The sequence below is a fragment of the Tautonia sp. JC769 genome (assembly GCF_040717455.1).
In the GTDB taxonomy this organism is placed as follows: Bacteria; Planctomycetota; Planctomycetia; order Isosphaerales; family Isosphaeraceae; genus Tautonia.
On the sequence record NZ_JBFEFH010000004.1, the window covers coordinates 250,552 to 270,462 of the forward strand.

12 protein-coding genes are annotated in these 19,911 nt (G+C 68.4%); 6 read left to right on the top strand and 6 right to left on the bottom strand.

Annotated elements, in window-relative coordinates; translation table 11 throughout:
- Positions 1–176 precede the first annotated feature (176 nt).
- Positions 177–2,141, top strand: a complete 1,965-nt coding sequence (locus tag AB1L88_RS06430; RefSeq protein ID WP_367095811.1) for a hypothetical protein — start codon at positions 177–179, stop codon at positions 2,139–2,141.
- A 64-nt stretch (positions 2,142–2,205) separates the two neighbouring features.
- Complete coding sequence (locus tag AB1L88_RS06435; RefSeq protein WP_367095812.1) at positions 2,206–3,120, top strand: hypothetical protein; 915 nt, start codon at positions 2,206–2,208, stop codon at positions 3,118–3,120.
- 37 nt (positions 3,121–3,157) lie between these two features.
- On the opposite strand, the gene AB1L88_RS06440 is transcribed toward AB1L88_RS06435, so the two are convergent.
- Genes AB1L88_RS06440 through AB1L88_RS06450 form a run of 3 tightly spaced genes read right to left on the bottom strand, consistent with a single transcriptional unit; the run spans position 3,158 to position 8,326 of the window.
- Complete coding sequence (locus tag AB1L88_RS06440; RefSeq protein ID WP_367095813.1) at positions 3,158–4,825, bottom strand: ABC transporter permease subunit; 1,668 nt, start codon at positions 4,823–4,825, stop codon at positions 3,158–3,160.
- A 31-nt stretch (positions 4,826–4,856) separates the two neighbouring features.
- Entirely contained in the window at positions 4,857–5,786 is a 930-nt protein-coding gene (locus tag AB1L88_RS06445) for an ABC transporter ATP-binding protein (RefSeq protein WP_367095814.1), read from the bottom strand.
- A gap of 23 nt (positions 5,787–5,809) precedes the next feature.
- Entirely contained in the window at positions 5,810–8,326 is a 2,517-nt protein-coding gene (locus AB1L88_RS06450; protein WP_367095815.1) for a hypothetical protein, read from the bottom strand.
- A gap of 386 nt (positions 8,327–8,712) precedes the next feature.
- Between AB1L88_RS06450 and AB1L88_RS06455 the strand changes: the two genes are divergently transcribed.
- Positions 8,713–9,690, top strand: a complete 978-nt coding sequence (locus AB1L88_RS06455) for a sugar phosphate isomerase/epimerase family protein (RefSeq protein ID WP_367095881.1) — start codon at positions 8,713–8,715, stop codon at positions 9,688–9,690.
- Positions 9,691–9,715: 25 nt separating this feature from the next.
- Here the strand turns inward: AB1L88_RS06455 and AB1L88_RS06460 are convergent, their stop codons facing one another.
- The 3 genes from AB1L88_RS06460 to AB1L88_RS06470 form a co-directional block, all read right to left on the bottom strand.
- Entirely contained in the window at positions 9,716–10,795 is a 1,080-nt protein-coding gene (locus AB1L88_RS06460) for a mannose-1-phosphate guanylyltransferase (RefSeq protein ID WP_367095816.1), read from the bottom strand.
- Between the two features lie 157 nt (positions 10,796–10,952).
- Positions 10,953–12,392 carry a UDPGP type 1 family protein gene (locus AB1L88_RS06465; RefSeq protein WP_367095817.1) on the bottom strand — a complete coding sequence of 480 codons (1,440 nt, stop codon included), beginning with the start codon at positions 12,390–12,392 and terminating at the stop codon, positions 10,953–10,955.
- A 126-nt stretch (positions 12,393–12,518) separates the two neighbouring features.
- Entirely contained in the window at positions 12,519–13,331 is an 813-nt protein-coding gene (locus AB1L88_RS06470; RefSeq protein WP_367095818.1) for an MBL fold metallo-hydrolase, read from the bottom strand.
- Between the two features lie 244 nt (positions 13,332–13,575).
- Between AB1L88_RS06470 and secA the strand changes: the two genes are divergently transcribed.
- From secA to AB1L88_RS06485, 3 genes are all read left to right on the top strand, one after another.
- A complete protein-coding gene (gene secA / locus AB1L88_RS06475; RefSeq protein WP_367095819.1) occupies positions 13,576–17,214 on the top strand; it encodes a preprotein translocase subunit SecA in 3,639 nt (1,212 codons plus the stop codon).
- 282 nt (positions 17,215–17,496) lie between these two features.
- On the top strand, positions 17,497–18,864 hold the full coding sequence (locus AB1L88_RS06480) for a 3-deoxy-D-manno-octulosonic acid transferase (RefSeq protein WP_367095820.1): 1,368 nt from the start codon (positions 17,497–17,499) through the stop codon (positions 18,862–18,864).
- Between the two features lie 238 nt (positions 18,865–19,102).
- Positions 19,103–19,525, top strand: coding sequence for a DUF3467 domain-containing protein (locus tag AB1L88_RS06485; protein ID WP_367095821.1), 423 nt, complete (start codon positions 19,103–19,105; stop codon positions 19,523–19,525).
- The last annotated feature ends 386 nt before the right edge of the window (positions 19,526–19,911 follow it).

Sequence of the window (19,911 nt, forward strand, 5' to 3'; positions counted from 1 at the left end):
ACGCAAGCCGGCGCGATCGAGGAAGCGGCCTTGCGAGATGTCCGGGAATGTCGGACGATCCTCCCCCCCCCACCTCCCCTGGGCGGTCGATCGGCCCCCGCCGGCCGGCCGAACCGCCGAGCCCTCGAGAGATCGCCATGGCAAGCGTCGGAGCATGGACGAATGATGCGGAACGAATGCCCAGCAGCGGCGCCTCGTCGGGGATCGTGTCGCCGGCCTGGGACGATTCGGCCGGGCCCCAGCCGCTCGGATTCGGCCCCGACGCCGAGCCGATCGTGCTCGACTGGTTCGGCAGGGGGGAGCCGGACCTGCTGGTGACCGCCCGGGGAGGCCCCGCCGGACGCCGGGCTCGCGTCTACCGGCCGGTCTCGAGCCCCGGAGAATCCCCCCCTCGGTTCGACGAAGGGGTCGAGGTGCCGGCGCTCGATGGCCTGCGGCTCCCTTGCGCGATCCCGAATGGCCAGGAAAGCCGGTTCGACCTGGTCGCGATCGGCGGCGGAGGGCTCGTCTGGCTGAAGAACTCGGGGACCGCGCACGAGCCCCGCTTCGGCGATCGGGTCGTGCTCGACCTGCCGGCCGACCTGGGACTCGGGAACGCCCGGGTCGCCCAGATGCTGCCGATCGACTGGGACGGCGACGGGCGGGTCGACCTGGTCTTCGGCGTCGACGACCTCGACGGCTACTGGCCCGATCCCAAGGTGCCGACCAACCAACAGGTCGGCCTCGACGAGACCGGGTCACACCCCGGCTTCGACCGGTCGGGCCGCTGGCAAGGCCGATCCCCGGTCGGCAGGCTGTTCTGGGCTCGGAATCTCGGCCCGGCCGAGGGCCCCCTCCGCTTCGATGCCCCCGAGCCGATCGACCCCAACGGGCCCCTGGCCGAGGTCGGCCCCCGGCCGGCCGGCCTGCTGGTGGCCTGGGGGACCTCCGCCGCCGTCGAGGTCGCGTCGGTCGATGAGGAAGGAACGCTCCGGTTCTTCCGCAACTTCGGCGGGCAGCTGCCGCCGGTCCTGATGGAACCTCGTCCCTTGATGCTCGAGGACGGGCAACCGTTCCGGTTCCCGGAGGATCGCACGGTCGTCTCGGCGGCCGACCTCGACCGCGACCGGCGGAGCGAGCTGGTGTTCGGGACCTCCGAGGGCCGCGTCTTCGCCGTGCATTCGGGGTCGAGGCGCGACTCGGGGCGGATGGTCGGCCCCGTGCTCCAGGAAGGCCGGACGCTCCGATTGCCGGGGGGGGCGGCGGTGACGGCCGGCGACCTCGACGGCGACGGCGGCCTGGACCTCGTCTCGGGCGATGCCTCCGGCCAGTTGCACTGGCTGATGGACCTCGGCGGGCCGGGGGATCACCGCTACGGCCCCCTGGAACCGGTGGAGGCGGGCGGGATCCCCTTCCGGATCGGCCCCGGGACCGAAGGCCGCCTCCTGGGGCCGATCGAACCGCCGATGGGCTCGTCCAGCCCGGTGCTCGTCGACTGGAAGGACAACGGGAGGCCCGACCTGATCGTCACCGGGCGGGGGGGCGACGTCCTCTTCCTCCGGAACAATGGCCACGCCACGCAGCCCCGGTTCGACCACGCCGAGCCGATCCGGTGCGAACGCCGCCCCCTGATCCTCCCGTCCCGGGTCCAGCCGGCCGCGATCGACTGGTGCGGCTCGGGGTTGCCCGACCTGATCGCCCCCGACTTCCAGGGCTTCCTCTCCGTCTGGAAACGCGTCGACACCCTGGACGTCGCCCCGCCGGAACCACTGGTCGACCGCTACGGCCGACTGATCCGGGTTGACGGGGCATTCGGCCTCGGCGGGCGTTGCAGCCTCTGGGCCGGCCCCTGGACGGAGTCCGATCGACCGGACCTGCTGCTCGGGCTGCCCCTCGATGCCCGATTCGTCGTGCCCGGGATGACGGGATTGTCGTATCGGTCGCTCGACGAGGCCCCGAATCTGCTCCTCCTGGAGAACCGGGGGGACGGAGTCGTGATCCCGAGGCCCCTCCACCTGGCCGACGGCCGCCCGCTGGTCGCCGGCGACGAGGGGGTCAGCCCGATCGGCGTCGACTGGTCGGGCCGAGGCTCGCTCGACCTGCTCCTCGGGTCGAGCGACGGCTCCGTGCAGGTCATTCCCCGGGAGTTGCTTCGGTGGTGATCGCGTCCCTGCCGTCCGACGACGTGCTCCCCAGGCGTTTGATTTGACACGGAGGGAACTGCCGATGCCCCGCCCCGACGACGACGACCGCGAGATCGCCGACGCCGCATTCCTGTTCCGGGATGCCCCCAAGTCCGAGCCCGAGCCCGAGACGGAGCCGGAGCCGGAGCCCTCGGCCCCGGGGGATGGCACGGGATCCGATGCCGAGGCGAGCCGACCGGATGATCCGGCACTGGATCTTGAAAGCTACGACCTGGTCGATCATCACCCTGCCGATCGACCCGAGCGGCGACCGCCCCCGATCGCTCCCGAGGACGAGCCGAGGATCGAGCGATCCGGGGCGGGGTCGAGCCGCCCGGAGGAACTGACCCCCGCCCCCGTGCTCCAACCGTGGACCCGATGGGCCGAGTGGGGGCCGACGATCGTCCGCCTCTCGCTGGCCCTCCTGGCGCTGATGGCACTGGTCTACGTGAGCTTCTCGGCCGAACACCTGATGCGGTCGTTCGCGATCTTCGGCCTCGGCGCGGGGGTCGTCATCCTGCTGAGCTATCCGATCGCGATCACGCTCGAACGGCCGGTGCGGATGACCCCGGAACACGCGGTCCGCGACTATTTCAGTGCGTTCTCCCATCACATCCCGCATCATCGCCGGATGTGGCTCCTGCTCAGCTCGGCGGGGCGATCGGCCCCCGAATTCGGCTCGTATCCCGCCTTCCAGGCTTACTGGAAGGAGCAGGCCCGATCCTTGAAACGCAAAAACGGGGCGGGAGGGTTCACCCCATTGAGCGTGCGGATCGACGAGTTCACGGCGGACAAGAGCGCCGGCCACGAGGCGGTGAAGGCCTCGTACCGGCTCTCGATCTTCCTCCGAGGCCAGGAGGACCGGAGTCCTCTCGCGTCGTCGATGGTCGACACCACCCTGTCACGCGGCCCGGATCGGATGTGGTACCTCGACGAGGGGCGATTGCCGACCCGGTAGGGCGATCGGCTTCGTTCCGCAACTCGCCCGGGGCGCCTCAGATCGTCATGCCCGCTCGCCACCAGCGCCAGCGGAAGGCCAGGTAGGTCATGACGTTCAGGAGCAGCACGATGACCGGCGTGACGGCGAGGAATGCCACCCAGATCGGCACCCGGGTGTCGCTCAGGAACGGTACGTCAACGGAAGTCGAGCCGAGGAACGAGGGGATGTAGGGCTTGCCATCGTCGGTCGACGGGATCGGGATGCTGAACGAGGCGGCGAACGGGCTGGTGATCGTCAGCGAGGACAGCCGCTGCTCCGAGAGCTGCGTGTAGCCCTGGAGGTACCAGACCAGTCCCACCGGGCCGATGAACAGGACGAGCAGCATGAGGTAGGTCATCACCATCGCCACCGACGTCCGACGGCTCAGGGCCGAGCAGAGCAGGCCGACCGAGGTGGTGGTGATGCAGGTCGCCGCGATCAGGGCGAGGAAGATGAAGAGGGTCCACCAGCGGTCTCGGAGTTCCGGGATCAGGATGTAGGCCAGCAGGATCTGCTCGGTGAGCAGGAACGTGAGGACCGTCGAGACCCGTGCCGAGGCGAGCAGCTTGGCGATGACGATGGTCCCGGGCCGGAGCAGGGTCGTCAGCAGCAGGCCGAGCGTCTTCCGCTCGCGCTCTTGCGTGATGCTCCCCGACGAGAAGACGGGGCCGACGAGCATGTTGAACACCAGGACGTAACCGACGTAGAACCCCGTCAGCTCGGGCCGGAGGAAGAGCAGGTAGGCCATCAGGGGGATCGACAGGAACATGCTCACCTGGATCACCAGGCGGAGCATCAACGTCCCCTGGCTGAAGATCTCGCTCCGCAGCTCCTTGTCGAGCACGGGATTGGTGCCGTCGGGCATCAGGTCGGTGCGCTTGGCGGGGGCGAACAGCATGTCGGGGAACATCTCCCGGTCGATCACCACCCCGACCGCGTATTTCATCTCCTCTTCCTCGTCGACGACCTCCTTCCCCTCGCTCCCCACGTCGGGCGGGTAGAGCAACCGGCGGTTGATCAGGAGGCCGACGATCACCCAGATGGCGATGCACCAGGGGGGGAGCACGGCGATCGACACCACGTCTCTCAGGACGACGTTGTCGGTCTGCGTCACCGTCACCGTGATCAAGGCCAGGGGCAGGATCACCAGGTAGCTGACCACCAGGGCCGAGCTCGTGCGCCCGAAGAAGCTGGAGCAGGCCACGCTGATCAGGCCGAACGTGCCGGCGGCCAGGATCAGGATGAGATACGCCCGGGTAATCTCCGACAGCAGGATCCCGCCGAGCAGGAAGCAGAGGATCATCAACGGCAGGCTTGAGAGGATCAGCAAGATGAGATACGTCGACGAACTGAGCAGCTTGCCGATCAGGATCGTCGAGGGTTCCAGGGGGCTGGCCAGGAGCATTTCATAAGTCTTCCGCTCCTTCTCGCCGGAGATGCTGCCGGAGGCGAACGTCGGCGCCACCAGGGCGACGAGGAAGAACTGCCCGAGGAAGAAGAGGTTGAACAGGCGCTGCGAGACCCCGGGCCCCACCTGATTGGTGGCCTCCGATCCCGCCGGCCAGGCGAAATAGACGACCACCCCGAGGAACGAGACGTACGCCAGTTGCAGCAGGAACGACCGCGACGAGCGCAGATTGACGAGGAGCTCTCGGGTCAGAACGGGATTCTCTCGGAAGATCATGATCCGATCGCCGGCCCCGGCAAGGGCCGCCTCAGTTGACGATGCCCTTGGTCACCGTCATGAAGACCTCGTCGAGCGTCATCTCGACCTCGGAGAAGGATTGCACGCCCACGCCCGACGCGACGAGGTGCTGCAGCAGGCGGGCCATCTCGGTCTCGCCCCCGTCGACCTCGGCGGTCAATGTATGGTCGTAGCTGGTAATGTCGTGAACCTTTTCGTCGGCCCTCAGGATCGCCTCGGCATGGGCGAGGTCGGGGTCGGTGACCCGGATTTCCAGGCGACGATGGGTGCGGAGCTGGCGCTGGATCTCCTGGACGCTGCCGGCCGCGAGGAGCTTGCCGCGCTCGATGATCCCGATCGAGGTGACGAAGTCGGCCAACTCGGGCAGGATGTGGCTCGACACGAGGATCGTCTTGCCCATCGACCGCAGTTCGGTCAGCAGGGCCTTCATCTCGGCCCGGGCCCGGGGGTCGAGCCCCGAGGCCGGCTCGTCGAGGATCAGGACGGGGGGGTCGTGGACCAGGGTCTTGGCCAGGCAGAGCCGCTGCTTCATCCCCTTGGAGAGGCCGTTGACGTAGTCGTCTCGCTTGTGCGTCAGGTCGAGCAGCTCGAGCACCTCGGCGATGATCTTCTTCCGGGAGGACCGGGGGATGAGGTACGCCACGGCGAAGAAGTCGAGGAATTCCCAGACCTTCATGCCGTCGTAGACGCCGAAGTCGTCGGGCATGAAGCCGATGACCTTGCGGACGGCCATCGGGTCCTCGGTCACCGAGTGGCCGGCGATGTACCCCTCGCCCGAGCTGGGGCGGAGCAGCGTGGCCAGGAACCGGATCGTCGTGCTCTTGCCCGCGCCATTGGGGCCGATGAAGCCGAAGATCTCCCCCTCGCCGATGGAGAAGCTCAGGTCGTCGACGGCCACGAACTCCGCGTAGCGTTTGGTGAAATTGCGCACCTCGATCATGACCGGTCGGACTCCGAGAGGGCTCAGTGGTGTTGCGCCGAGGCCGGACGCACGGAGGTGTAGATCGCCCCGTCGGGGGACGGCAGCGGGCCGTAGCGGAGATGGGCCACCACGAGCGTGACCCCCCGATGGCGGTCGACGCCCGGCTCGAGAACCTGGCCCGGCATCATGGCGTCGGCCCAGGCGACCAGGCGGAGTTCCCCGGCGTCCTCGGGTCGGCCCCAGTTGTACGAGCAGAGTTCGTCGAGGAATTCCTGCACATCGATCCAATCGGGCCTCCCCTCGGCCGCATCGCCCCGGGGCGAGGGCACCTCGGCGAACGAGGCATCGCCCGACGGCAGCGGGAGGGCCCCTGCCGGGGGGATCGTCCCGAGCGGGGTGTACCGGTTGGGCTCGCCCGCCCCCCCCACGTGCACGAGGACGGCATCGCGGAGTTCGAGCCCCGTCGGGTTGATCAAGTTCTCCGAGCCGTCCTCGGAGGGCTCCAGGGCGAGGCGGCCGGGGAGGTCGAGCATCTGCTCGGAGCGCACCATTGCCAGGCTCCGGGGCTCGACCCTGAAGTCGAGGAGCGAGGGGACGGGGGAGGCCTGCCAGGTGGAGGCGATCGTCTGCTCGCCCCGGATCCCGAGATTGGCGTTCAGGGGCAGCGCCAACGCGGACGGCTCGCCGGGGTAGGAGATCGAGAACGACTCGCGCCCGGTCGAGTAGAGGACCGAGAAGCGGCTGAGGTGGGCCCTCGAGGAGCCGGGCTGGAGTTCGAGGACGTGGACCTCGTCGCAGGCCCGGTCGTAGCCGGTGTCGATGGCCGCGGCCCGCTCCACCGCGATCGCGAAGCCGAACGCCAGCACCGGCACGATCACCCAGGCCAGTTCCCTCCTCCGCAAGACGTACCGGCAGAGGAGCCAGTTCAAGGGGACGAGGGCGATCAGGTAGGCCAGGATCACCCGCAGGACGAACGGGGCGCCCGGGACCTCGATGCCCGAGGCGGCCACCAGGCCTTGCCTGGCCAGGCTCGGCAGCTTCGCCGTGTCGAGCCAGGCCGCGACCGGCTCGCCCGGGAGCGCCTCCTCGAAGGGGTCGTCCAGGCCGAGGCCCCGAGGAGTGAACGGTTCGGACCGGGAGAATGCCGATCGCCGGGGCCTCGTGGCTTCCGGCTCGAGGTCGCGGCCCAGCAGGCGATACCAGCTCAGCTCCGGGCCGGAGAGCACGAACATGGCGTTGGGATCGAGCGGATTCCAGCGGTCCTCGGGCCTCCGGAACATGACGCGGCGGACCAGGGTGTCGTAGCCTTTCCAGCGCAGGAGGGAGGCCTCCTTGGGATCGAACGCGAGGCAGAGGATGCGTCCCCGACCCACCCGCCGCTCCACCCCGAAGCGGCGACCGTCGTCGTCGGTGATCCATTGCACGTCGTCGTGCAGCGGGGCCAACCCGGCCAGGAAGAAGGGCCGATCGGGGGGCAGATCGATCGGCTCGATCGGGCCGTATCGGGAATTCGGGCTGGTCCCCCGGACCGGGGACCGCAATCCCGGCAGGCTCCAGTCCCCTTGCGGGTCCTCGAGGCGCTCGATCCTCCAGACCGGAGGGGGGTATCGGCCCGCCAGCCCTTGCATCTCGGCCTCGGTCAGCGTGATCGAGTCGGCCGAGGGCTCGGCCGGGAGGTACGGGGCGAGGAAGCTCTCGGAATCCGCCAGCAGGGCGAGGGACGAGGTGGAGCCGCCGGAGACGATGAGCTGCCCTCCCCAGTGCAGCCAGTCGATCAGGGCCCGCTGCTGACCGACGTCCAGCTCGTTCGGGTCGAATCCGTCCCAGAGGACGTGGCTGATGGTCGTCCAGGTCAGCGGGTGCGTCGGCAGGTTCGGCTTGCCTGCTTCCTGAGGGATGACCAGCCGGTAGTAGCTGCTCCGCTCGACCTGCTGCTGGTCGCCGAGGTCGGTCGTCGCGGGGACGAGGGCCTGGAAGCGTTTCCAGTTGTCGAAGGCCGCCGGGTCGTTGGAGAGCACGACGCAGAGCATCTGGTGTGGCATCATCGGTAGGAGCTGGGCCTGGGTCGAATCGTCCGATCGGATCGACCCGGGGCGGACCAGTTCGATGTCGAGCGTCCGGAATTCGAGCGGGAGGAAGGCCGGCCAGCCGAGGCGCATCGGCTCGTCGTCGGGCAATCGGGCCTCCCTGCGGAAGGAGACCGAGCGGGGCATGTTCCGCATCGGGATTTGCGCGGTCCGCAACTGGCCCTCGTAGTCGGCCAGGTTGGCCTGCAATTCCTGCGAGAGGCTGGCCCAGTGGTTCGGCTTGAAGTAGGTCAGCACGTCGAACGGGGCCACCTGGGTCCGGTAGAACTCGAACGGGGGTCGGAGATCCTTCCGGGCCGGGTCGTCCTGGGCGCCGGGGTCGGTCAGCTCTCGAAAGCGGCGGACGGACTCGCTCTCGACCGGCTCGAGGTCGTCGTCGAGGCCGAGATCCTGCGCCTGGCCGACGGCGGCGGCCATCGCCACGAGCAGGGCCACCAGCCCCTTTCCGAGTTGCGGGATCGTCTGGATCACGATCAGATCCTTCCGAGGCGATGTGGTCCGGGCTCCGCGGAATTCGTCCCGATCGGCAAGATGCCCCATCACTGTACTCGGGCGAGACGCCCTCCGGAAGAGGTCGAAGAGCCCCGAATCCGAAGGAATTGAGAGAATCCGACATGCCCCGTCCGCCCCCGGGCCGGTCGGCCCCGGGCGCCGGAGAATGGAGGTGGACCCCCTATCGACGCCCCTGGGCAGACGGTATCGTCGGGCTGACCCCGGCCGAGCCGACCGGACAACGGCTCGTCGGCCGGGCCGGCCGACGCGACGCGGGCCCGATCGGCTACTCGACGATCTTGATCCACCCCAAGCCTCCGCCCCGGATCCTGACGGAGCGGCGGTCAGTGAGGAGACTCGACGCGATGATCGACATCCACCGCAGGGGATTTCTGGGGCGTGCCGGACTGGTCGCGGGGGCGTTGGGCCTCGGGAGCGCCCCCGTCTCGAAGCTCGCCGCGTCCCCGAGCGACGACGCGGCGGCGCCGCCGGCCGGCCCGGGCCGGCAACGCTACCCGATTGGCGTGTCCACCTATTCGTTCTGGCAGTTCCGGGGGGAACGGCTCGGCATCCTCGAATGCATCGACCGGGCCGCGGACATGGGATTCGACGGCGTCGAGCTGCTGCTCGTGCAGATGCGAGACACCTCGAACCCGGCCTTGCAGGAAATCAAGAGCCGGGCGCATTCCCTGGGCCTGGCGTTGATGGGCTTCTCCACGCACCAGGGGTTCGTCAGCCCCGATCCCGAGTTCCGCCGGTCGGAGGTCGAGAAGACGCTCGGCCAGATCGAGCTGGCCTACCGACTCGGCATCCCGACCATGCGGATCAACACCGGACGCTGGGGGACCAGCGGCAGCTTCGACGAGCTGATGGCGAACAAGGGGATCGAGCCGACCCTGCCGGGGCACACCGAGGACGAGGCGTTCGAGTGGGTGATCGCCGCCATCGAGTCCCTGTTGCCGAAGGCCGCCGAGTGCGGCGTCGTGCTCGGCCTGGAGAACCACTGGGGCCTCGGGCGGACGGCCGAGGGGGTGCTCCGGATCGTCGAGGCGATCGACTCCCCCTGGCTCCAGATGACCCTCGACACCGGGAATTTCCTGGAGGATTCCTACGAGCAGATGGGAGCGATGGCCGCCAGCGAGGTCCCCATCTCGCTCGTCCAGGCGAAGACCTATTACGGCGGCGGGCGTTGGTACGCGCTCGACCTCGACTACGCCCGGATCGCCTCGATCCTCCGCGACTCCGGATACCGAGGCTGGATCTCCCTCGAATTCGAAGGCAATGAGGATGCCGAGGTCGGGGTCCCCGAGAGCCTGGCCATGCTGAGAAAACACTTCTCGTGAGCCGCCCCGGCCGGATCCGGCCGGCTCACAAGGTCTCGCCGAATCCCGCCTCACCCAGGCCCTCGACGAGGGCCTTGAGGCGGTCGAGCTGATCCCTGCGCGCCACGAGCGTCGCGCCGCCCGATTGCACGATGACGAGATCCTCGACCCCCAGGGTCGCGATGAGCCGCCCCTCGTCGGCCACCACGATGCAGCCGGACGACTCGACCGCGTGGACCGGCCCCTGGATGGTGTTCCCCCGATCGTCGGGGGGGACCAGGGCGGTCAGGGCTCGCCAGTCGCCGACGTCGTTCCAGCGGTAGGGGACCTCCAGCACCCGGACGTTCTCGGCCTGCTCCATCACGGCCTTGTCGATCGGGATCTTCTCCATCCCCGGATATTCGCGTTCCAGCACCTCCTGGAACGCATCGGTCCCGAGCGACGCGGCCACACGGGCGATGGCCTCCGCCAGGCCGGGGCGATGCCGGGCCAGGGCATCAAGGACGGCCTGTGCCCGCCAGACGAAGATCCCGGCATTCCAGACGAACCGGCCTGTGCTCAGGAATTGCTCGGCCGTGGCACGATCGGGCTTCTCGCGGAACCGCTCGACCCGGTACAGGGGGATCCCCTCGGGGCGGCCGAGTTCCTCGGCCCGTTCGATGTAGCCGTAGCCGGTCTCCGGCCGATCGGGGGCGATGCCGAAGGTGACGAATGCGGTCGGGTCTTCGTCCACGACCGAGGCCGCGGCGCGGACCGTCGCCTCGAACGCCTCGGCCGGCTCGATGACGTGGTCGGCCGGCATGACGATCATGGTCGCCTCCGGATCCCGGCTCGCCACCAGCGAGGCGGCCAGGCCGACGCAGGCGGCCGTGTCGCGCGGGCACGGCTCGCCGACGACCTGATCGGCCGGCAGATCGGGGAGTTGCTCGCGGGTCGCCGCCGCCTGGTCGCTCCCGGTGACGATCCAGGTGCGATCGGGCGGGACGAGCGCCTCGATCCGCCCGAGGGTCTGCTGGATCATCGTCTCGTCGCCGTGCAGGCGGAGCAGTTGCTTGGGGCGATTGCGGCGACTCTTGGGCCAGAAGCGTGTGCCACTCCCACCGGCCATGATCACGGCATGGAGCACGATAGCGAACCTCCTGTCCGACGATCCGCCAGGCGAGCGAGGCGTCGGGCAATCCTTTTCGGTGAACGGAGACAGACGCGCAACCTATTGACCACGCCGACGCCCGGCGCCGACGCTTCGGGGCGTCACGCCGAGCGACTTCAAGGGCCTGCTCCCATCAGGGGCCGAGCACGATCGGCCGGTCGACGACCAGGCCGGGCTCGATCTTCTGCTTCAGCTCGGCGGCGTCGAGCGCGAACAGGGGGCTGATCTCGATCCCGAACGGGACCGAGCCGTCCCCGCGGCGCAGGACCTGGGCGCCGGCCTGCTCCAGCCAGTCGCCGAACAGGTCGCTCAGCCGCTGCCGGACGGTCGCAGGCGAGTCGGGCCCGGTGGCGTTCTTCAAGGGCTCGAACTCGATCGCGCGTTCGGTCTCGACGATCGACCAGCGATCGGCCAGCGGGAGGGCGTCGAAGATGAACGTCTCGAACTTGACCGCGTTCGGCCCCTCGGGCTCGACGCGTCGCCCGGAATCGCCCAGATGCGGCACCTTCTTGAGCGCCCGATGGACCGGGAGTTGCCCGCCGCCGGAGACGAGCCGTTCGAGGAAGGCCCGGTCGAAACAGTGGATCGCGATGCTGCCGGCCCAGAGCTGGAGGCCGCCGTCGGGCTCCCGACGCTCGGCCAGCTCGGTCGGCAGGTCCGAGTACTCGATGACCTGGGCATGCCCGTCGACCTGGACGACGACCCCGACCTTCTCCTCGGGGCGTTGCTTCTCGACGACCTTGAAGGAGATGTCGGCCTCGGCCATCAGGTGCAGGCCGAGGTAGGCCGGGTCGCAGATCTGGACGAGCGGGTTGTCGACCTGGAAGTAAAAGAGGGTCTGGATCCCTCGATCGCTCATGTCGTCCAGGCAACTGGCCTGATCGGGATGGTCCCTGGCCGCCAGGGCGGTGATGGTGCCGCCGTGCCCATCGGGACTGAGGGCAAGCGAATCCTTCGCGGCCAGCAAGAGCTTGCCGCTGGCGGCGTCGACCGCGGGCAACTGCCCCTGCACGAAGAACCGGACGTGATCGAGGCCGAACTGCTGATGCTGGGCGAAGAACGAGGTGGTCGCCTCGTGATTCTCGGGGCTGGTCATGATGTAGAGCGGGATCGGCTTGCCGAACCGCCTGCCGAGCGCCACCAGCTTCTCGGCATGCATCTGGAAGAGACTGGCACCCGAGACCGGGCCGATCGGGTAGGTCCCCTTGGGGGCATCGAACCCGAGTCGGGTCCCCTGGCCTCCGGCGACGAGCACCGCCGCCACCTCGCCGGCCGCCAGGGCCGCCTCGCCGCGTTCGGCCGCTCGACGGCGGATCACGCGCTCGGAATCGGTCTGGGGGACCCGTCGGACGTCGACCGGTTCGACCTGCTGCGGATCGATCGCCAGCGCCTCTTCCTTCGAGGGGCTGAGGACCAGGCGATCAATCATCTGGGCCAATCGCGGCAGGTCGAGCCGCTCCAACTGGCCGATCAGTCGATTCCGACCCTCGGGATCAAGCTCATCCCAGAATCGAAGCACGTGATCCTGACCGAACTGGGCCAGGCGGTCGACCAACGCGGGGTCGGCGGGCATCGGCAATCGGCTCCTCATCGCAACGCAAAAAGGGGAAAAAAGGGGGACAGCCATCGGCCTCGGACGACCGAACGACCGCGTCCCCGGCTAGCCAACGTCGGGCCAGGGCTTCGTTTCGATCGCCCCTCAGAAGGGGATCGCGAGGCCATCGTAGGCCAAGCGGACGCCGGGGGGCAAGCGTTCCTCGGCCGGGCCGTGGTCATACGAATGAGAGAGATGGGTCAGGAAGGCCCGGCGCGGGCGGAACCGTTCGATGGCGGACAGCGCCTCATCGAGCGAAAAGTGGGTCGGATGCGGCTCGGGGCGGAGGGCGTCGAGGATCAAGGTATCGAGCCCTTCGAGCTTCGCGAAACTCTCCTCGGGAATCTCGGAGACGTCGGTGCAATACGCGAGCCCGCCGATCCGGAAGCCGAGGACCCGGAAGCGGCCGTGGTGGAGCCGGATCGGCGTGATCTGCTCGCCGAGGGCCCAGAACGACTCGTCGGGGCCGATCCGGGAGAATTCGACCTGCGGTACGCCGCCTCTCGGGATCCGCATGGCTCGCTCGTCGAAGGCGTAGGGGAAGGCCCGTCGGATGGCCTCCTCGACCTCCTGCTCGCAGTAGATCGGGACCGGCCCGCCGATCATCTTCGGAAAGAGCCGGGCGTCATCGAGGCCGAACAGGTGATCGGCGTGGGCGTGGGTGTAAAGGATCGCATGGGCCCGGTGGATTCCCTCCCGGAGCAATTGCAAGCGAAGCTCCGGCGGAGTATCAATCAACAGGTCGCCCGCGGGAAGACGAACCAGGACGCTCGGGCGGGTCCGGGCGTTCCGAGGGTCGTCGGACCGGCAGACCGGGCAATCGCAGCCGAGGACCGGGACCCCGGTCGACGTGCCGCTGCCCAGGACGATGAGACGGCGAGAGGCCCCGGCTGCCTCCTGCGATTCGGAATCCTCCACGAGACTTCGGCGCTCCATCTCAGGGGGTGCGGGCGGTTCGATCCGATCCGCGACGGGACCAATCGGATCGCAACGATTCTAACGCCAGGCCCCTCGCGCCGCGAGTCCGGCCTCTCGGCACGTCCTATAGTGCTAGGACGAGTCGGTCAAGCCTCGCTTGACCAGAAAACCCGATTTCAATAAAATCTTTTCATTATTGAAGTTAGAGCGGCACACCCTTTTCCGCGGGAGGCGGTCAACACTCATGGAGGCGACGGTTCTTCTCAGCGATTTGTGGGACAAGACCACCAACGCCCTGAATGCCTTCAGCGAAGGGGTTTCCCACGGCCTGGTCCGGGTCTTCGGGAACTCCAACGAGCGTCAGATCCGACGCCTGCAACCGATCGTCGCCCAGATTAACGACCTGGAGCCCATCGTCGAGCGGCTTTCCGACGAGGAGTTGAAGCAGAAGTCGACCGAGTTCCGCCGTCGGCTCGCCTCGGGCGAGACGCTCGACGACCTCCTGCCCGAGGCCTTCGCCGTCTGCCGCGAAGGGGGGCGGCGGTTCCTCAAGATGCGTCACTACGACGTGCAGCTGCTCGGCGGCATGGTCCTGCACGACGGCAAGATCGCCGAGATGGTCACCGGCGAGGGGAAGACCCTGGTGGCGACCCTGGCGGCGTACCTCAATGCCCTGGAGGGCAAGGGGGTGCACGTCATCACCGTCAACGACTACCTCGCCCGCCGCGACGCCGAGTGGATGAGCCCGCTTTATAATGGCCTCGGGCTGACCGTCGGCGCGATCCAGTCGCAGATGGACCCGCGCCAGCGGCAGAAGATCTACGGCTGCGACATCACCTACGGCACGAACAACGAGTTCGGCTTCGACTACCTGCGCGACAACATGAAGCCGTCTCGGGAGTCGCAGGCCCAGGGGCCGCTCCACTACGCGATCATCGACGAGGTGGACTCGATCCTCATCGACGAGGCCCGGACCCCCTTAATCATCTCCGGGCCGGCCTTCGACGACGTGAAGAAGTACGCCGAGGCCGACCGGATCGCCCGGCAGCTCCGCGAAGGGGAGCACTTCGAGGTCAAGGAGAAGGAGCGGACCGCCCACCTCAATGAAGACGGGATTCGAGAGGCCGAGCGCCTGGCCGGGGTCGAGAGCTTCTTCACCCCCGGCAACATGGAGTGGCCGCACCTGATCGACAACTCGCTGAAGGCGCACCACCTCTACAAGCGCGACCGCGAGTACGTCGTCAGCGACAAGGGCGAGATCATCATCGTCGACGAGTTCACCGGCCGCCTCATGGTCGGACGGCAGTGGTCGGACGGCCTGCACCAGGCGGTCGAGGCCAAGGAACGGGTCAAGATCAAGGAAGAGAACCAGACGCTCGCCACGATCACGCTCCAGAACTTCTTCAAGCTCTACACGAAGCTCTCGGGCATGACCGGCACGGCGATGACCGAGGCGAACGAGTTCTGGAAGGTCTACAAGCTCGACGTCGTCGCCATCCCGACCAACCGGGGCCTGCAGCGCGTCAATGAGCCGGACGTGATCTTCCGGACCGAGAAGGAGAAGTTCCAGGCGATCATCGACGAGATCCGCGAGGTCCACCCGACCGGCCGCCCGATCCTCGTCGGCACGACCTCGATCGAGAAGTCGGAGCTGCTCGCCGAGATGCTCAAGCGTTACGGCATCCCGCACAAGGTGCTCAACGCCAAGTACCACGAGCAGGAGGCCGAGATCGTCGCCCAGGCCGGCCGCAAGGGGCGGGTGACGATCGCCACCAACATGGCCGGCCGAGGCACCGACATCATCCTCGGCGGCAACCCCGAGTTCATGGCCTGGGCCGACCTCGGCCGCCTGAAGAACGAGGACGGCCGGCCGCTCTACCCGACCCGGCTCGAGGTGCCGCCCGAGGTCTGGAAGGAGACCGTCGACCAGTACGAGCCGGAGATGAAGGCCGAGGGGCGCGAGGTCGCCGAGCTGGGCGGCCTGCACATCATCGGCACCGAGCGGCACGAGTCGCGCCGGATCGACAACCAGCTCCGCGGCCGGTCCGGCCGGCAGGGGGATCCGGGCAGCTCCCGCTTCTTCCTCTCGCTCCAGGACGACCTGATGCGGAAGTTCGCCGGGGAGTGGGTCTCCGGCGTCCTCGAACGGCTCGGCATGCAGGAAGGCGAGGCGATCGAGAGCAAGCTCGTCTCCCGTCGCATCGAGGGGGCCCAGAAGAAGGTCGAGGAGCGGAACTTCGACGCCCGCAAGAACCTCCTCGAATACGACGAGGTGATGGACACCCAGCGCAAGGGGGTCTATTCGTTCCGCCAGAAGCTGCTCGACGGGGCGCCGACGAAGGACGAGATCCTGACGATGATCGATCGTCAGATCGACGCCGCCGTGGCCGAGTTCCTCGACCCCGACTACGGCCTGGCCAGCTTCGCCGCCTGGGTCGGCCAGCGGCTCGGCGTCGAGTTCGAGGCCCGGGACTTCCGGGGCGACCCGTTCGAGGAGGCCGTCGAGCGGGCCCGCGACCGCGCCGAGGGGCAGGCCGCCGACGCCATCGACGAGGCGATCGAGGAGAATCTCCCCTCCGAGGCCGAGTCGACCGAATGGAACTGGCTCGCCCTGACGAGCTGGGCCAACGCCCGCTACAGCTTGAATCTCAAGGATCGCGACTTGCGGCGGTTCGTCCGGACGGTCGACGGCGAGACCGAGGTCGATCGCATCGCCCTGGCCGAGTTCATCCGGGAGCAGGCCGTCGAGACGATCCGCAAGACCGACCTGGAACCGGCCCGCGAGTTCGTCGGCCGCGACTGGGGCATCCGGTCCCTGGCCGGCTGGGTGCATCGCAAGTTCGGCCTCACGACCGACCCGGCCGAGTGGTCGAGCAAGTCGGCCGAGGAAGTCACCTCGGAGCTGAAGCACCAGGCGAGGGAACTGTACGCCCGCAAGGAAGCCGAGTTCCCGGTCCGGGTCGGGATGAGCCGTTTCCTGGTCGAGCCGAAGCCGGGCCAACCGGCGAAGTACGACCGCGACGGGCTGGCCGCCTGGGCGTCGGAACGCTTCGGCACGACGGTCGACGTGGAAGCGCTGAAACCCTTGCTGCGTCCCGAGATGGAAACCCTGCTCGTCCAGGTCGCCCACGAGCAATACGCCGGCGCCCACCTCTACGACGAGCTGCAATCGAAGGTCGACGCCGCCTTCGAGGACGACGGCGACACCGACCCGGCCGCCCTGTCCGAGTTGTCGAACTGGGCCCGGCAGGAGCTCGGCGTCGAGACCAGCCCCGAGGAACTGAAGGAGCTGGGGGCCCAGGGTGCCCGCTCGAAGCTCATCGGCGCCCTCGACGCCCGCCATCGGCCCGAGATGCGCGAGATGGAGAAGGTCCTCCTGCTCCAGATCCTCGATCAGAGCTGGATGGAACACCTCCGGACGATGGACCACCTGCGCAGCTCGGTCGGCCTCCGGGGCTATGCCCAGGTCGACCCGAAGGTCGAGTACAAGCGCGAAGGCAAGCGCATCTACGACGAGATGTGGCAGAGCGTCTCGGACAAGATCACCGACCTCGTCTTCCGCATGGAGCAGGTCGACCCGGACTTCCTCTCGTACCTCGGGGCCCGCTGGCAGCTCGATCGGGCCCGCTCGATCAAGGAAGACGTCGCCTCGACCGCCTCGGGGGGCGAGGCGGTCGGTGCCGTCGGCGGCGACGGCCGGACCATGCGAGCCCAGCAAGACGCCGCCATCGCCGCCAGCCAGCGGCAGGGGGAGACCACCAAGGTCGAGCCGGTCCGCAAGGTCGGCAAGAAGGTCGGCCGGAACGACCCCTGTCCGTGCGGGTCAGGTAAAAAATTCAAGGCATGCTGCATGAAAAAAGGGGGGGACGGCGCCCCCTTCTGACCGATTCTTCTCGGGCCCGGCGATCGTTCCCCGCGCGGTCGCCGGACCGTAACCCCCTGAAGGCCCGGGGATTCGGCGCGTTCTCGGTCAGGGCTGCCGGGTCGAGAACGGACAAACCGCCCCGGAACGCCACGCGACTGGCATCCTGCTTGCTTGAACGACTCGACAGATCGGCCCCCCGGTGAAACAAAGGACGTTGCCGGGTCGTGTCCGAGGGTTGGTAACGACCGCGAAGCGTTGATCGCCCGGTCCGGGCGAGGCGGGTCAGGAAAGGATGCCTCGATGCCCTATCTGCTTGATGCGGCTTACGTCGTCTTGCTCTCGATCTGTTCGCCGGTCTTGCTGCTCCGAGCCTGGCGAGCCGGGAAGTACAGGGACGGCTACGCCCAGAAGCTTTGGGGACGGGTCCCGAGACGGTTGGGCAACGCCCCTTGTCTCTGGTTCCACGCCGTGAGCGTCGGCGAGGTGCTCCTGCTCCGCCCCTTGATCGCCGACCTGCACCGCCGGCGGCCCGACTGGGAGGTGGTCATCTCCACGACCACCCCGACCGGCCTGGACGTCGCCCGCCGGACCTTCCCCGACCTGGTGACCTTCTACGCCCCCCTCGATTTCTCGTGGGCCGTGCGCCGGGCACTCGGCCGGGTCCGGCCGACGGCCCTGGTGCTGGTCGAGACGGAACTCTGGCCGAATCTGATCCGGGCCGCCTCGGACCAGGGCACCCGGGTGGCGGTGATCAACGGCCGGATCAGCCGACGGAGCCATCCCCGCTATCGTCGCTTCCGGAGCCTGCTCGGCCCGACCCTCCGCAGGCTCGACCTGGTGGGGGCCCAGTCGGAGGAATCCGCCTCGCGGTTCCGGGACATCGGCATGCCCGCCGACCGGGTCACGGTCACCGGCTCCATCAAGTACGACGGCTTGGAATCGCTCCGAGACGCGCCCAAGGTGCGCGCGATGCGCCGGTCGCTCGGGCTGGACGATGCGGCCGGGCCGGTCTTCGTGGCCGGCAGCACGATGGAAGGGGAGGAAGCCGTCGTGCTCCGCTCCTATCAGGCCGCCCGGGCCGAGCATCCCGGGCTCCGGCTGGTGATCGTCCCCCGCCATCCGGAACGAGGCGCCGACCTCGCGCGCTGGATCGAGGGCCAGGGGCACCCGGTCTGGCGTCGGAGCGTCGATCGCGAGCCGCCGGCCGGGCCGGCCCCGGGAGCCTCCCCCCCGGTCCTGCTCATCGACACCGTCGGCGAGCTGTCGAGCATCTGGGGGATGGCCGACCTGGCCTTCGTGGGCGGCAGCCTGTTCCCGGGCCGGGGAGGTCAGAACATGATGGAGCCATCGGCCTTCGGGGCATCGGTGCTGTTCGGCCCCCACACGAGTAACTTCCGCGAGGCGGTCGAGGGCTTGCTCGATCGCCGGGCGGCCCGGGTCGTCCGGGACGAGGCCGAGCTGACCGAGGCGCTTCGCTCCGACCTGGCCGATTCGCCCTCGGCCCGGGCTCGGGGCCAGTCGGCCCGGGGCTTCGTGCTCGCCCAGAGGGGGGCGACCGGGCGGACCCTGGGGTTGCTCGACCGGCTCGTCGGCCGGCCCCCTCGCGAGATGCAACGCCACGCCGAAGCCCTCCGACTCGGCCCCGAATCCGCCTCCTCGGCCGCGTGATTGGCCGGAAAAGGCATTGATCGACGGCGACGCTTCCGTCAGACTGGCGGCGCGTCGGGGGCATTCCGCTTCCGGGCAGGCGCAGGGCTGCGCGGCTCGGCACCCGGATCCCCCAATCGGATTCACCCGATGTGGGGTGATCGCCCGCCTCTGACGTCCCAAGTCCGCCAGGCGGTGATGCGACCCCCGACTGACCGTATCCCTTACGGATTCCATCCGAAGCATTAAGGAGTATGCCATGAGCAGCGGCGAAGGAGCGGGACCGGAAAAAGAAGGCCAAGCAGCGGCACAGGGCCAGCCCCAGGGCGCGACCACCGAGGTGTTCGTCGATGATACGAACACGGTGCCGTCGTATTCCAATTTCTGCCGGGTCACGGCGACTCCGGAAGAAGTCATCCTCGACTTCGGCCTCAACCCTCAGCCGTTCGCCACGGGTCGTCAGGACGTCAAGGCCAATCAGCGGCTGGTGATGAACTTCTACACGGCCAAGCGGCTCCTGACCGCGCTGGGCATGACCATCCAGCGGCACGAAGGGACCTTCGGCTCGATCGAGCTGGACGTCCGCCGCCGCGCCGGGGCCTTCCAGGCGCAGACCCGGCCCCAGGGGGGCGGGACCGGCCCTCAGGGGGTTGTCGGCTCTCCTGGGCCCTCCTCCGAGTAACGGCCTCTTTGATCCTCGCCTTGCAATCGAGGATCGTTCGACGCAAGACGCCATCGCCTCGCCGGGGTTGTCCGTACGCGGACGGTCCCGGCGTTTTTTCATGCGCGGAGTCCAGGAAAGGAGGCCCGGTACCCGGCGGTGACAGCTGGTGCTTCTCCTCCGGGATTCGACCGGAATGGAAATCCCGCTCGGTGCCTTTGATTCGGGTTGACTCATGCCGACCCCGTCGATCGTCCGATCAAAACGATGAGTCTGAATGAGCGGCCTGCGCCCGCTAATCGCGCCGGTTGCTGGAGCCGCCGGTGACGATTCGAGATTTGCTGAGATGCGGGCGCCCTCGACGCCGATACCGAGGGGCGCCGGGCGTTTCGGCCTCGGTCCAGGAT